13 protein-coding genes are annotated in these 12,269 nt (G+C 72.9%); 7 read left to right on the plus strand and 6 right to left on the minus strand.

The window, feature by feature from the left end:
• Window positions 1-36: 36 nt before the first annotated feature.
• From ADL29_RS43115 to ADL29_RS32775, 6 genes are all read right to left on the minus strand, one after another.
• Complete coding sequence (locus ADL29_RS43115) at window positions 37-927, minus strand: hypothetical protein (RefSeq protein ID WP_053927176.1); 891 nt, start codon at window positions 925-927, stop codon at window positions 37-39.
• Window positions 924-1,361, minus strand: coding sequence for a hypothetical protein (locus tag ADL29_RS32755; RefSeq protein WP_053927177.1), 438 nt, complete (start codon window positions 1,359-1,361; stop codon window positions 924-926). The genes ADL29_RS43115 and ADL29_RS32755 overlap by 4 nt, the downstream gene beginning before the upstream one ends.
• A gap of 125 nt (window positions 1,362-1,486) precedes the next feature.
• Window positions 1,487-2,725 carry an amidohydrolase family protein gene (locus ADL29_RS32760; protein WP_053927178.1) on the minus strand — a complete coding sequence of 413 codons (1,239 nt, stop codon included), beginning with the start codon at window positions 2,723-2,725 and terminating at the stop codon, window positions 1,487-1,489.
• Window positions 2,722-4,008, minus strand: coding sequence for an amidohydrolase family protein (locus ADL29_RS32765; protein ID WP_053927179.1), 1,287 nt, complete (start codon window positions 4,006-4,008; stop codon window positions 2,722-2,724). The genes ADL29_RS32760 and ADL29_RS32765 overlap by 4 nt, the downstream gene beginning before the upstream one ends.
• A gap of 67 nt (window positions 4,009-4,075) precedes the next feature.
• Window positions 4,076-4,960: an SDR family NAD(P)-dependent oxidoreductase gene (locus ADL29_RS32770; RefSeq protein ID WP_053927180.1), complete on the minus strand. Its 885-nt coding sequence runs from the start codon at window positions 4,958-4,960 to the stop codon at window positions 4,076-4,078.
• Window positions 4,960-5,757 (minus strand): acetoacetate decarboxylase family protein, encoded by a 798-nt coding sequence (locus ADL29_RS32775; RefSeq protein ID WP_053927181.1) that lies wholly within the window; start codon window positions 5,755-5,757, stop codon window positions 4,960-4,962. Before ADL29_RS32775 ends, ADL29_RS32770 begins: the two co-directional genes overlap by 1 nt.
• A 141-nt stretch (window positions 5,758-5,898) precedes the next feature.
• Between ADL29_RS32775 and ADL29_RS32780 the strand changes: the two genes are divergently transcribed.
• The 7 genes from ADL29_RS32780 (at window position 5,899) to ADL29_RS32810 (ending at window position 12,137) form a co-directional block, all read left to right on the plus strand.
• Window positions 5,899-6,618, plus strand: coding sequence for a TetR/AcrR family transcriptional regulator (locus ADL29_RS32780; RefSeq protein ID WP_053927189.1), 720 nt, complete (start codon window positions 5,899-5,901; stop codon window positions 6,616-6,618).
• A 159-nt stretch (window positions 6,619-6,777) separates the two neighbouring features.
• Window positions 6,778-7,194 (plus strand): hypothetical protein, encoded by a 417-nt coding sequence (locus ADL29_RS32785; RefSeq protein WP_053927182.1) that lies wholly within the window; start codon window positions 6,778-6,780, stop codon window positions 7,192-7,194.
• A 2-nt stretch (window positions 7,195-7,196) separates the two neighbouring features.
• Window positions 7,197-8,252: a DEDDh family exonuclease gene (locus ADL29_RS32790; protein WP_053927183.1), complete on the plus strand. Its 1,056-nt coding sequence runs from the start codon at window positions 7,197-7,199 to the stop codon at window positions 8,250-8,252.
• An 84-nt stretch (window positions 8,253-8,336) separates the two neighbouring features.
• Window positions 8,337-8,570 (plus strand): hypothetical protein, encoded by a 234-nt coding sequence (locus ADL29_RS32795; RefSeq protein ID WP_078971465.1) that lies wholly within the window; start codon window positions 8,337-8,339, stop codon window positions 8,568-8,570.
• 98 nt (window positions 8,571-8,668) lie between these two features.
• Window positions 8,669-9,559 (plus strand): SURF1 family cytochrome oxidase biogenesis protein, encoded by an 891-nt coding sequence (locus ADL29_RS32800; protein ID WP_053927184.1) that lies wholly within the window; start codon window positions 8,669-8,671, stop codon window positions 9,557-9,559.
• A gap of 29 nt (window positions 9,560-9,588) precedes the next feature.
• Complete coding sequence (locus ADL29_RS32805; protein ID WP_053927185.1) at window positions 9,589-11,376, plus strand: glycoside hydrolase family 15 protein; 1,788 nt, start codon at window positions 9,589-9,591, stop codon at window positions 11,374-11,376.
• A 5-nt stretch (window positions 11,377-11,381) separates the two neighbouring features.
• Entirely contained in the window at window positions 11,382-12,137 is a 756-nt protein-coding gene (locus ADL29_RS32810; RefSeq protein ID WP_053927186.1) for an SDR family oxidoreductase, read from the plus strand.
• Window positions 12,138-12,269: the final 132 nt, after the last annotated feature.

Below are 12,269 nucleotides of genomic sequence, written 5' to 3' on the forward strand. Positions count from 1 at the left end.
GGGGGCGGGCGTACCGGTGGTAGCCCGCCCGCGGCCTCAGGACTTCGGGGGCACCACGGTGCCGTCGGCCTGGATCTGGGCGGTGCGCGACCGCTGCATCGTCCCGTGCGTCCGGGGAGCGAGCTCGGCGTCGGGATCGAGGACAGCCCAGGCGGCCGCCTGCACGGCATAGCCCTCCACGGCGTCGGCCGAGCACGAGAGGGGGCTGTACCAGGTCGTGTCCGGGTCGATCACGACGTGCTGCCGCAGCGCGCTCCCCGTCTCGCACTCCTTGAACTTCCGCTGCCGGAGCCAGGCGACGTCCACGGACACCACGGCCTGTTCCGACCGCGTGTTGCGGACCTTGACCCCGAACTGCGCGGTGCCCTTGTGGTCCACGGCCTGGACGCACGGGCTGATGTCCAGACCGCTGGATCCCGAGCCACGCCATTCCCCGCAGTAGACGTCGGAGGACGGATACGCACTGATGGGTGACGCCTCCAGTTCCCGGGCCCCGGACGCCGACGGCTCGGCGGGCCGTTTCCGCTCCGGCGGTGCGGGGTTCGTGGACGGTTTCGGCGTCGGGGACCGGTCCTTCGGTGTCGCCGTCCCGGACGGGTCCGTCGACCGGCTCGGGCCCGGCGGCGCAGCCGACGGGCGCTGCGCTCCCGGCCGCGCGGCGTCCGCCACCTCGCCCTGCGTGCCGAACCACGTCCGGCCGCCCACCGCGAGGGCCACCACCGCGGCCAGCAGCACCCCGCCCGTGACCAGCGGCACCGGCCGGAGCAGCCGGGCCCGGAGCGGTTGCGGCCGCTCCGGCGGGACGGCGGGGAGGGTGACGAAGGTGTACTGCCGGTTGTCGGAGCGGTCGTTGATGTCTCCGTTGCCGGTGATGTTCTGCTGCCCGCCGTCCTGGGCCCGGTTGTGCTGGGCGCCCGGAGTCGTCATCCGGCATGTCCCGGGCCGTTGTGGACGTTGATGGTGCCGCTCTGGAGGATGTTCTGGGTGCCGCCCGCCTGGGCGGTGTTGTGCTGGACGAAGGTCTGCTCGACCGCCGGCCCGCCGTTCGCCTGCGCCCGGGCGACGAGTTCCCGCAGCCGTTCCGCGATGTCGGGCCGTTCGGCGAGCAGGGCCTGCAGTTCGTCCGCCCACTGTTCGGCCTGCATCCGCCGGGCGAGCTCGCGTTCCGCGTCCCCGGTGCGGGCGAGGACCGCGGCCGAGCTCTCCAGCCGGCGGTCCGCCTCCTGCGTACGGTCCCGGTCGCCGCGTCCGAGCAGTTCGGCGAAGCCCGTCCGCACCGAGTTCCATGTGTCCGTCGCCATCGCACCGATCAGCGCCGTACCGCCGGCCGTCGCCAGCTGGCCAAGGACTTCTGGGATCACCGAACGCCCCCTGTATTCCGTTGAGTTGACTCATCCGCCCGGCAGCAGGCAATGAGGGAAGGAAAAATTACCCCCCTTCGCCGGGTCGCGCCACATCACCGTGGGTGATCGCGGACTGCGGGGTGTCACCACACCCGCACCTCGCCGCCCCGCGCGAACGCCGGGCTCGTCGCGTCCGGCGGGACCGTCTCCAGGGGTTCGGCGATCTCGGTGACGGCCGGGCCGACGCGGGCCGCTACAGGGGCGAGCCGGGCGAGGTCGAAGCCGTAGACGCGGGCGGCGTTGCCGCCGAGCATCGCGGCGACCTCGTCGGCGGGCAGGCCCGCGTAGGCCAGGCGCAGGGCCTCCCGGGAGTAGGGCGGGGTGCCCTCGTCGTGGGGGTAGTCGCTGCCCCACATGATCTTGTCGAGGCCGATGCGGTGGCGCAGCGGGACCTCGTGGGGCCGCATGAAGCTGGCGCCCACATAGCAGTGGTCGCGCCAGACGTCGGCCGGGGCGGCGCCCATCGACTCCGCCAGTCCGGCGCCGAATCTGGCCTCGGCGGTGGCCGCGCGGGCGGCGGACGCCACCAGGCGTGCGTGGTAGTAGTCCAGCATGTCCAGGACGCCGGGGATCCAGCCGGAGCCCTGTTCCGTGAGGACGAGCTTGAGAGCCGGGTGGCGGCGGAAGGCGCCGCCGAAGATGAGGTGCCACAGGGCGCGGTGGGCGAACCAGGTGGTCTCCACCATGAAGACGGCGCGGGCGGCGGGTGCGTCGCCGAGCGGCGGGGAGGCCGAGCCGCCGTGGTGGTTGACCGGGACGTCCAGCTCGGCGCAGGCGGCCCAGAGCGGGTCGTAGACCTCGGAGTGGAGTTCGGGCAGGCCCGAGCCGGGCGGGGTGCCGGGGAGCATGATGCCGCCGGTCAGGCCCGCTGCCTTGGTGCGGCGGACCTCCCGTACGGCCTCGTCCACGTCGTGCAGGAGGATCTGGGCGACGCCCGCCCGGCGGCCGGGGGCCTGGGCGCAGAAGTCGGCGAGCCAGCGGTTGTGGGCGCGCAGGCCCGCCCAGCGCTGTGCGGACTCCTCGCGGGTGGGCGGCGGGGCCATCAGTGAGGCGCTCGGGAAGAACGGCGGGATGGTGTTGGGGAAAATGACCTCGGCGACGATGCCGTCGGCCTCCATCTCGGCGAGCCGCCGGGCGGAGTTCCAGTTGCGGTCGGCGGTGTCGGCGAGCAGGTCCTCGTGCGGGTTGACGTAGGTGGCGGCCCAGGCGTCGAAGGCCTCGTGGTGCTCCGCCTCCAGGTACGGCCGGTAGTCGAGGAGGTCGGCGCCGGCGTGGCAGTCGGCGGAGATCACGGTGTAGCGGTCCGCTGGCACGGCTGTCATGCCTGCACCCCCAGCACCGGGAAGTCGTGGCCGGTGAGCCAGTGCCGGCCCGTCTCGCGGGAGGGGGCCCAGGAGGCCTCGACCGCCGACTGGTCGGCGTCCTGGCCGAGTTCGGCCGGTGCCGGGCCGATACGGCGGGCCAGCGGGGCCAGCTTCGCGGTGTCGAAGCCGAAGACCTCGGCGGCCGACAGGCCGAGCATGCGCCGGGTTTCGGCCACCGGAATGTCGTGGAAGGTCTTCTTGAGCCAGGCGCGGGTGTCGGGCCAGGTGCCCTCGGGGTGCGGGAAGTCGCTGCCCCACAGGATGTTGCCGACACCGATCTCGTAGCGCTGGGCCAGTTCGCGGCGTTTGGTGTTGGTGGCGCAGACGAAGACCTGGCGGTCGAGGTACTCGTGCGGGGGGCGGGTGAGGGCGGCGAACGGGCTGAGTTTCTTGCCCCCGTGGGCGCCGAGATAGAGGCGGTCCATGAACCAGAGGAGGTTCGGCAGCCACCAGCAGCCGGATTCGGCGATGCCGAACTTCAGGCCGGGATGGCGTTCGAAGACACCGGACCACAGGAGGAACCAGAGGGGGCGGGCCGGCCACCAGGTGACCTCGGAGACGAAGATGCCGAGGTGGTCGCCGTATTCGTGGCGGGGCGTGGCACCGGAGTGGGTGACCACCGGCATCGCGCACTCGGCGGCCGCGGCCCAGACGGGGTCGTAACGGCGGTCGTGGTACGGGGCCTTGCCGCCCCACATGGCGGGGATCATCAGCGCGCCGAGCCCGGACTCACGGGCGCGGTGGATCTCGGCGACGGCCTTCTCCGGCTCGGCCGTGACGGGCAGCAGGGCGACGCCGCAGTGCCGTTCGGGGTGCTCGGAGACGAGGTCGGCCAGCCAGCGGTTGTGGGCCTGGGCGCCCGCCATGCCCAGCTCCGGGTCCTGGTCGCCGGACAGGCCCAGGCCCACGCCGAAGGGGGCGGCCGTACCGCTGTCGACGGCGTCCGCGTCCGGGAAGACGACCTCCGCCGCCACGCCGTCGCCGTCGAGTTCCTTCACGCGCTGGGCGGGGTCCCAGCCGCCCCGCAGCCCCTCTTCGTTGTCCCGGAACCACTTGGCCGCAAAGGCCTCGTTGCGGATCCCGAGGCGGGTGGCCTCCGCGCGGCGGGCGTCGCGCTCGCCGAGGAAATCGTCGAAGGCGCGATGGAAGCGGGCGTCGAGGTAGGGCCGGTACTCCTCGGTGGGGAGGCCGGCGTGGCAGTCGGAGGAGATGATCAGGTACGGGTCGTGCGGGTTCGTCATGACGGCTCCCACAGTCGTCCGGGGCGGTCGGTCGGGGCGGTCGGTCGGGTACGCAATGCCGGTCGGGTCAGTCGAGAACGAAACGTTCCAGGTAGTCCGGGTTCGTCCGGTCGAGCATCGACCGCGACCGGGCCCGGATCTGGCGGTCGCTGTGCTCGCTGTCGGGCAGCAGCCAGAAGCGGTCCGCCGCAATGCCGTCGGCGACGAAGTCCGCCACCTGCTCGACGGGCGTGAACGCGATCTCGTGGCCGGCCTCCTTCATGGCGGCCTCCCACTGTCCGAGGCTGCGGTACGGCGTCCTGCGGGGCCGCTGCTTGGCGTACCGCTCCGGCCGGTTGCGGTGCGACTCCCACAGTCCGGTACGCAGCATGTGCGGGCCGGGGAAGAGCACCGAGGCGCCGACCGGGGCGCCCTCGGCCCTGAGGTGGGCGTAGAGCGATTCGGTCATCGTCACCACGGCCGCCTTGGTGACGGCGTAGACGGACGCGGTGGGCAGGGGCGCGATGCCGCCGTCCGTCGAGGAGGTGTTGACGACATGGCCGGGCTCGCCGGCCGCCAGCATCCGCGGCACGAAGCACTGCACGCCGTGGAAGACGCCCCAGACGTTGACCGCGAACGCCCACTTCCAGTCGTTGGGCTCGTGCTCCCACATCCGGCCCTCGGCGCCGGAGCCGACTCCCGCGTTGTTGCACAGGACGTGCACCGCGCCGAAGGCGTCGTAGGCGGCGTCGGCGAGGGCCGCGACCTCCTCCCGTACCCCGACGTCCACGGTGCGCGCCAGCACCTCGGCGCCCTCCGCGGCCAGCCCGTCGGCGGCGGCGCGCAGCGGCTCCTCCTCCACGTCGCCGAGGACGACCCTGAGGCCGTCGGCGGCGAACCGGCGCGCCATCGCCAGGCCGATACCGCTTGCGGCGCCCGTGACGACCGCGACCTGTCCCGCCCGCAGCCGCATCAGACACTCCCCTCCGGCGGCCCGTCGAGGATCTGCTGCGGGTCGTCGTAACGCTGGTGGAGGTACGGCAGCAGAGCCCGGGCGTCGACCCGCTCGGCGACCCGGCCCTTCTGGTCGGAGGTCTTCTCGCCGAGGGTGATCCCGACGAGGGTGCGTACGGGGAGGTCGGCGACGGGGTCGTACATCGACTCGCGCAGGACCACGTCGCCGGTGACCTGCTCCAGCCTGCGGACCTTCTCGTTGCGGACGCAGTGGACGAGCACGGGGCCGAGATCGAAGCCCGAACCGTCCACGGCGGGCAGGAACTTGAAGTAGAAGTCGGTCTTGCGCGTGGGTCCGGGCAGCGGCAGCGGGGCGCTGACCGCGCCGCGGATCTCGACGAAGGCGATGCCGTGGCGGGCGAGCACGGCGCGGACGACCGGGCCGTCGCGCTCGACGGTGACCTCGCCCAGCTTCTTGGGCTCGCCGAAGACCTCGCGGCCGCCGGTCAGGGCCCGTTCGTGGGTCATCGGCATGACGAGCGGATACCAGCCCTCGACGCCGCGGTGCCCGGCCGCGACGGCGACCGAGCCCGCACCGAGCGGATAGCCCGGCAGGCCGACCGTGCTGACGGTGGCCCGGACCAGGGGGCGGCCGGTGGGTTCGAGCGGCGGCGGGAGGACCGCCGCGACCGCGTACGGATCGCTCTCCCAGACGGCCACCACACCGGTGGACCAGATGTCGGGGAGCCCGGCGCTCGTGGTGCGCGCGGCGGCGATCTCCGTTTCGGTGCGCGCTCCGTAGCGGATGCGTGCCATGTCGTACCGCCCTTCGTCGAGGGTGACTCGCGGGGGTCGTGACGTACGGGGTGGACCAGGCGCCTGTAACACTGTTACACCGAGCGGGACGAAGGGTAAAGAGCCTTGCGTCCCGGGGAATTGTGGGGGTAGGTGGAGGTCATGGCACGAACCGCACTGACCGGCGAGAAGATTCTGACGACGGCCGCCCGGCTGGTCCGGGCGCACGGACCCGGGGCGCTGACGATGCGCCGGCTCGCCACGGAGCTGGGCACCGCCGTCACCTCCATCTACTGGCATGTGGGCAACCGCGAGTCACTGCTGGACGCCTTGGTGGAGCGCACCGTCCAGGAGATGGGCGAGATCCGCCCCACCGGACGGACACCGCACGCACGGATCGTCTCGGTCGCCCGCGCGCTGCGCACCGCGCTGCGCGAACGCCCGCATCTCATCGCGATGGTGCATGAACGCGGCCTGACGGAACGGATGTTCCTGCCCGCACAGCAGGCACTGGTCCATGAGGCGCACGCCGCCGGGCTGCGCGGGGAACTCGCGGCCGAGGCGGTACGGGCGGTGCAGTTCCAGGTGGTCGGCTTCGTACTGATCGAGCGCAACCGGGAGCGGTCGCCGGAGCAGCACCCCAGCGAGGGCGAACTGTGGGACTCCCCCACCGCCGGGCACGATCCCGCACTGGCCCGCGCACTGGCCGCCCCGGTGGACACCGAGCGGCTCTTCCTGGTCTCGCTCCATGCGCTGGTGACGTCGCTGCTGGCGGCGGGGGACACGGGGCGGGCGGCCGCGGGGCGGGCGGACGCGGGGCAGGCGGACGCGGGGCGGACGTACACGGAAAACGACTGGCCGTCGCGATCAACGGCGTCCTAGACTCGTGGCCGCGGGGGCGGCTCCGCGGCGTGCTTCCTTCTTCATTAGGTGACAGGGGGCGCAGCTCCTCGAACCGGCGCAGCGAAGGCACGCAGCACCGCTCCCAGAACTCCCCACAACTGCCCACGGCAGGCTGGTTGGCCAGGCTCGGACGGTGGAGTGACCACCACGATGCACTCCGCGCGGCTCGAGATGACCGCCCGTCACCTCATCGAGCGGTACACCGACGCCGGCCGGGTCACCCTCTGGGACCTTTCGGTGTGGCACGCTGCCCACACCGACGACGTTGCGGTGCTGCGGCGCACAACGGGCCTCGCGGACCGCAAGGATCCGGACAACTCACCCGGGCCGGGCGGTCCCGGCGAGGTGTGGACGTACCGCCGGGCGCCGGACGAGACCGACACTTCGTTCGCGGCGCGCATCCGTACGGGCGGTCCGGGGCCCGTTGACGGTGTCCCGGGCCTGCGCCGGATCGCCGCGGGCGACCTCGTCGCCGCCCTGGAGACCGGTACGGGCGCGCCGGCCCCGGACGACGGCGGTTCGGTGGCTGTCAGTGGCGGCCCGTATCCTCAGTGACCATGCTCGAAGACCGCATGGCAGCAGCTCACTCGACCGCGCCGGAGAAGGCGCCGAAGATCGGGCAGCAGCCTGGCCCGCAGACGCCGCCCGCCGCCTGGCCGGACGAGTATCCCCAGGGGTACGCGGTGGTCGACGTGGAGACCACCGGCCTGGCCCGCGACGACCGCATCATCTCCGCCGCGGTGTACCAACTCGACGCCCGGGGCGAGGTCCAGGACCACTGGTACACCCTCGTCAATCCGCAGCGGGACCCGGGCCCGGTCTGGATCCACGGCCTGACGAGCGAGGTGCTGGCCGACGCACCGCTGTTCCCCGACATCGTCCCGGAGCTGTCGCGGCGCCTCGCGGACCGCGTGCTGGTCGCGCACAACGCGATGTTCGACTGGTCGATGATCGCCCGGGAGTACGCCCGCGCCCGGGCCACCGCCCCGGTGCGCCAGCGGCTGTGCACCATCGCCCTCTCCAAGGAGCTGCGGCTGCCGCTGCCCAACCACAAGCTGGAGTCCCTGGCGGCCCATTACGGCGTCGTACAGGAACGCGCCCACCACGCCCTGGACGACGCCCGGGTGCTGGCCGAGGCCTTCCGGCCCAGTCTGCGCCGCGCCGCCCGGGAGCAGCTGCGGCTGCCGCTGCTGACCTGCCAGCCGCTGACGGAGTGGTCGGACTCCCCCGCGTCCCGCCCGCAGTCCCCGTCCTCGCCGTACCGCCCCGCCTCCTGGCGGCCGTCCCGTAAGCGCCCCCAGTGCCCGTACCCCAACCCGGGGCGCTATGTGGCGGGCGGCCGGCTCGTCCAGGGGATGCGGGTTGCCTTCTCCGGGGACACCTCCGTGGACCGCGAGCTGCTGGAGGACCGGGCCATCGAGGCCGGGCTGCACGTCGCCACCAGCATGTCCCGGCTGACCAGCCTGCTGGTGACCAACGACCCCGACGCCCACACGTCCAAGACGGCCAAGGCGGCCCAGTTCGGCACGGTCGTGGTCGACGAGGCGGCCTTCATGCAGCTGCTGCGGGACGTGGCGCCGGCCACTCCGGCGGGGCCCGCCGCACCGGCGTAACGCGCGGCGGCGTCCGGGTGAAGCCCGGCCAACACACCCGCCCGCAGCGCGTGCGGCGGCGCCCCCGCCCGCACCCTGTGGCGCATGGCACGTTGTGAGGTCTGCGGAAACGAATACGGCATGACGTTCGAGGTGCACGCGCAGGGCGCGGTGCATGTCTTCGACTGCTTCTCCTGCGCCATCCACCGCATGGCGCCCATCTGCGAGCACTGCCGGTGCCAGATCATCGGCCAGGGAGTCGAGGTGGACGGCCACTTCTACTGCGGCGCCCACTGCTCCCGGGCGGAAGGGAAGGTGGGCATCGTCGATCACGTCTGAATTCCCCGGCCCTCCCCCGGCCCCGCCGGGATGCGGCTCACGGCCCCCGGCAGGACCCCCTGGCCGGGGGCCGCCGCATGCCAGGTACGGTCGTTGCCGTGTACCGCTTCCTGTTGTCCCGGCAGTGGGTGATCCTCACCCTCGTGGGCCTCGTGCTGATCCCCGTCATGATCAAGCTGGGCTTCTGGCAGCTGCACCGCCATGAGCACAAGGTGGCGCAGAACACCCTGATCGCGGACAACCTGGCCGCCCGGCCGGTCCCGGTCACCGAGCTGACCGCCCCCGGGCGGACGCTCCCGCGGCACGACATGTGGCGCACGGTCACCGCCACCGGCACCTACGACACCGCGCACGAGGTCGTGGTCCGCCAGCGCACCGCCGCCGACGAGCAGAGCATCGGCTACTACGTCCTGACCCCGCTCGCCCTCGCGGACGGCAAGGACGTCCTGGTCAACCGCGGCTGGATCTCGGCCGGCAACGACCTCACCAAGTTCCCGGACATCCCGGCCGCCCCCCGGGGCAAGGTCACCGTCACCGGCCGGATCATGGCCGACGAGACCACCGCGGCGAGCGGCATCAAGGACACCAAGGGCCTGCCGCCCCGCCAGATCATGCTGATCAACAGCGAGAACATGGCGAAGCGGCTGGCCCGGCCGGTGCTCGGCGGCTACATCGAGCAGACCGGGCCCGGCCAGACCGGCGGCAGGCCCGAGCTGGTCCCCGAGCCGGACCACGACAGCATCGGCCCGCACATGGCGTACGCCATCCAGTGGTGGCTGTTCGCGGCGGCGGTCCCGGTCGGCTGGATCATCCTCGTACGCCGCGAGCGCCGCGACCGGGCGCAGGCGGCGGAGAAGGAGAGCGCGGAGGCGTCGGAGGTTCCCGGGGAACCGGCGGACGACACCACGGACCGCACCACGGACGACACCGCTGACCGCACCGCGGATGCCGGCGACCGGGTAGCCCGGACGGCCGCCGCCACCGAGTAGCGCACGCCCCGGGCGGGAAGGCGACCTGCGTGCACCCCCGCATCGAGGACTATGCGCTCATCGGCGACCTGCAGACCGCCGCGCTCGTCGGCCGCGACGGCTCCATCGACTGGCTGTGCCTGCCGCGGTTCGACTCCGGCGCCTGTTTCGCCGCCCTCCTCGGCGGCCGGGACAACGGCCACTGGCGCCTGGCCCCCACCTCCCCCGACGCCCGCGCGGAGCGCTCGTACCGCGGTGACTCCCTGGTCCTGGACACCGTCTGGGAGACCCCCGCCGGCGCCGTCCGGGTCACCGACTTCATGCCGCAGCGCGACCGCGCGCCCGACGTCGTACGGATCGTGGAGGGACTCCGCGGCAGCGTCGAGATGCGCGGGGTGCTGCGGCTGCGGTTCGACTACGGGCGGGTGATCCCCTGGGTCCGGGCCGCCGAGGGCTCCCGGGTCGCGATCGCCGGACCGGACTCGGTGTGGCTGCGCACCCCCGACCGGGGCCACACCTACGGCAAGGACTTCAGCACCCGCTCGGACTTCACCGTCGGCGCGGGCGAGCGCGCCGCCTTCGTCCTGACCTGGCACCCGTCCCAGGACCCCCGCCCCCGCCAGATCGACCCGTACGACGCCCTCGACAGCACCCTGGAGGACTGGCACAGCTGGTCCGCGCGCTGCCGCTACAACGGCCCCCACCGCGGCGCGGTGATCCGCTCGCTGATCACCCTCAAGGCCCTCACCTACGCCCCCACCGGCGGCATCGTCGCGGCCCCCACCACCTCGCTGCCCGAACAGCTCGGCGGCGTCCGCAACTGGGACTACCGCTACTGCTGGCTGCGCGACGCCAGCCTCACCCTGAACTCCCTGATCTCCGCCGGCTACCTGGACGAGGCCGGCGCGTGGCGGGAATGGCTGCTGCGCGCGGTGGCCGGCTCCCCCGAGGACCTGCAGATCATGTACGGACTGGCGGGCGAGCGGCGGCTCCCGGAGGCCGAGCTGCCCTGGCTCACCGGATACGCCGGCTCCGCGCCCGTACGGATCGGCAACGCCGCCGTCGAACAACGCCAGCTCGACGTCTACGGCGAGGTCCTGGACTCCTTCCACATCGGGCGCCAGGCCGGCATGGAGTCCGAGGAACACGCCTGGAGCATCCAGCGCGCCCTGGTGGACTACCTCGAGTCCGCCTGGCGCGACCCCGACGAGGGCCTGTGGGAGATCCGCGGACCGCGCCGGCACTTCGTCCACTCCAAGGTCATGGCCTGGGTCGCCGCGGACCGCGCCGTACGGGCCCTGGAGGCCGACCCGAAGCTGGGCGGGGACATCGACCGCTGGCGGGCGATGCGCGAGGACGTCCACCGCGAGGTCTGCGAACGGGGCTACGACGCGGAGCGCGGCACCTTCACCCAGTACTACGATTCCGCCGAACTCGACGCCGCGACACTGCTCATCCCCCGCGTCGGCTTCCTGCCCGGCGACGATCCCCGGGTCGTCAAAACCGTCGACACGGTACGCCGGGAGCTCTCCCGCGACGGCCTTGTACAGCGTTACAGCACCGACGGCGGTACCAACGTCGACGGCCTGCCCGGCGGCGAGGGCACCTTTCTGGTCTGCTCGTTCTGGCTGGCCGATGCGCTCGAACTGACCGGCCGCAGCCAGGAGGCACACGCCCTGTTCGAACGGCTGCTGGCGCTGCGCAACGACGTCGGCCTGCTCTCCGAGGAGTACGATCCGGCGGCCCGGCGGCAACTCGGCAACTTCCCCCAGGCATTCAGCCATCTCGGCCTGGTGGGGACCGCCTTCGGGCTGTTCGGGTGCACGCAGGCAGACTAGGGCCCATGGACCTTGGACTCACCGACCGGACATACCTCGTCACCGGAGCGACCCGCGGCCTCGGCTTCGCCACCGCCCGCGAACTGGTCGCCGACGGCGCCAACGTCGTCATCACCGGCCGCACCGAGGAGAACGCCGCCGCGGCAGCCGCCTCCCTGGGCGACCGGGCACTGGGCGTGGCGGCCGACAACGCCGACCCCGGAGCCGCCGCGCGCCTGGTGACCGCCGCCCGCGAACGCTTCGGCCGCCTGGACGGCGTCCTGATCAGCGTCGGCGGCCCGGCCCCGGGCACCAGCGCCGACAACACCGACGACCAGTGGCAGTCCGCCTTCGAGTCGGTCTTCCTCGGCGCGGTACGCCTCGCCCGCACGGCCGCCGCCGAACTCGACGAGGGCGGCGTCATCGGCTTCGTCCTGTCCGGCTCGGTGTACGAGCCCATCGACAACCTGACCATCTCCAACGGCCTGCGCCCGGGACTCGCCGGCTTCGCCAAATCCCTCGCCAACGAACTCGGCCCCCGCGGCATCCGCGTCGTCGGCATCCTGCCCGGCCGGATCGCCACCGACCGGATGACCCAGCTCGACGCCCTCTCCGGCGACCCCGAGGGCACCCGCGCCCGCAACTCCGCCTCGATCCCCCTGGGCCGCTACGGCACCCCCGCGGAATTCGGCCGCACCGCGGCGTTCCTGCTGTCACCGGCGGCGTCGTATGTCACCGGGGTGATGGTGCCGGTGGACGGCGGGGCACGGCACGGGTTCTGACGGCTTTTCACGTGTCCTGACGGCTTTTCCGCCGCCTTTCTGCCCCCTTTTCGCCGCCCTTTCGCCGCCCCCGCCCCCACCCCCCGCCACCCTCCCTCCCCCCTACGGGGGGAGGGAGGGTGGGGGCGGGGG

Source organism: Streptomyces chattanoogensis (assembly GCF_001294335.1).
Classification (GTDB): domain Bacteria; phylum Actinomycetota; class Actinomycetes; order Streptomycetales; family Streptomycetaceae; genus Streptomyces; species Streptomyces chattanoogensis.

Excerpts from the sequence above, each read along its gene's own strand:
- ADL29_RS32770 (WP_053927180.1), bottom strand. The coding sequence starts at position 4,960 with ATGCGGCTGCGGGCGGGACAGGTCGCGGTCGTCACGGGCGCCGCAAGC.
- ADL29_RS32760 (WP_053927178.1), bottom strand. The coding sequence starts at position 2,725 with ATGACAGCCGTGCCAGCGGACCGCTACACCGTGATCTCCGCCGACTGC.
- ADL29_RS32775 (WP_053927181.1), bottom strand. The coding sequence starts at position 5,757 with ATGGCACGCATCCGCTACGGAGCGCGCACCGAAACGGAGATCGCCGCC.
- ADL29_RS43115 (WP_053927176.1), bottom strand. The coding sequence starts at position 927 with ATGACGACTCCGGGCGCCCAGCACAACCGGGCCCAGGACGGCGGGCAG.
- ADL29_RS32765 (WP_053927179.1), bottom strand. The coding sequence starts at position 4,008 with ATGACGAACCCGCACGACCCGTACCTGATCATCTCCTCCGACTGCCAC.
- ADL29_RS32790 (WP_053927183.1), top strand. The coding sequence starts at position 7,197 with ATGCTCGAAGACCGCATGGCAGCAGCTCACTCGACCGCGCCGGAGAAG.
- ADL29_RS32795 (WP_078971465.1), top strand. The coding sequence starts at position 8,337 with ATGGCACGTTGTGAGGTCTGCGGAAACGAATACGGCATGACGTTCGAG.
- ADL29_RS32780 (WP_053927189.1), top strand. The coding sequence starts at position 5,899 with ATGGCACGAACCGCACTGACCGGCGAGAAGATTCTGACGACGGCCGCC.
- ADL29_RS32810 (WP_053927186.1), top strand. The coding sequence starts at position 11,382 with ATGGACCTTGGACTCACCGACCGGACATACCTCGTCACCGGAGCGACC.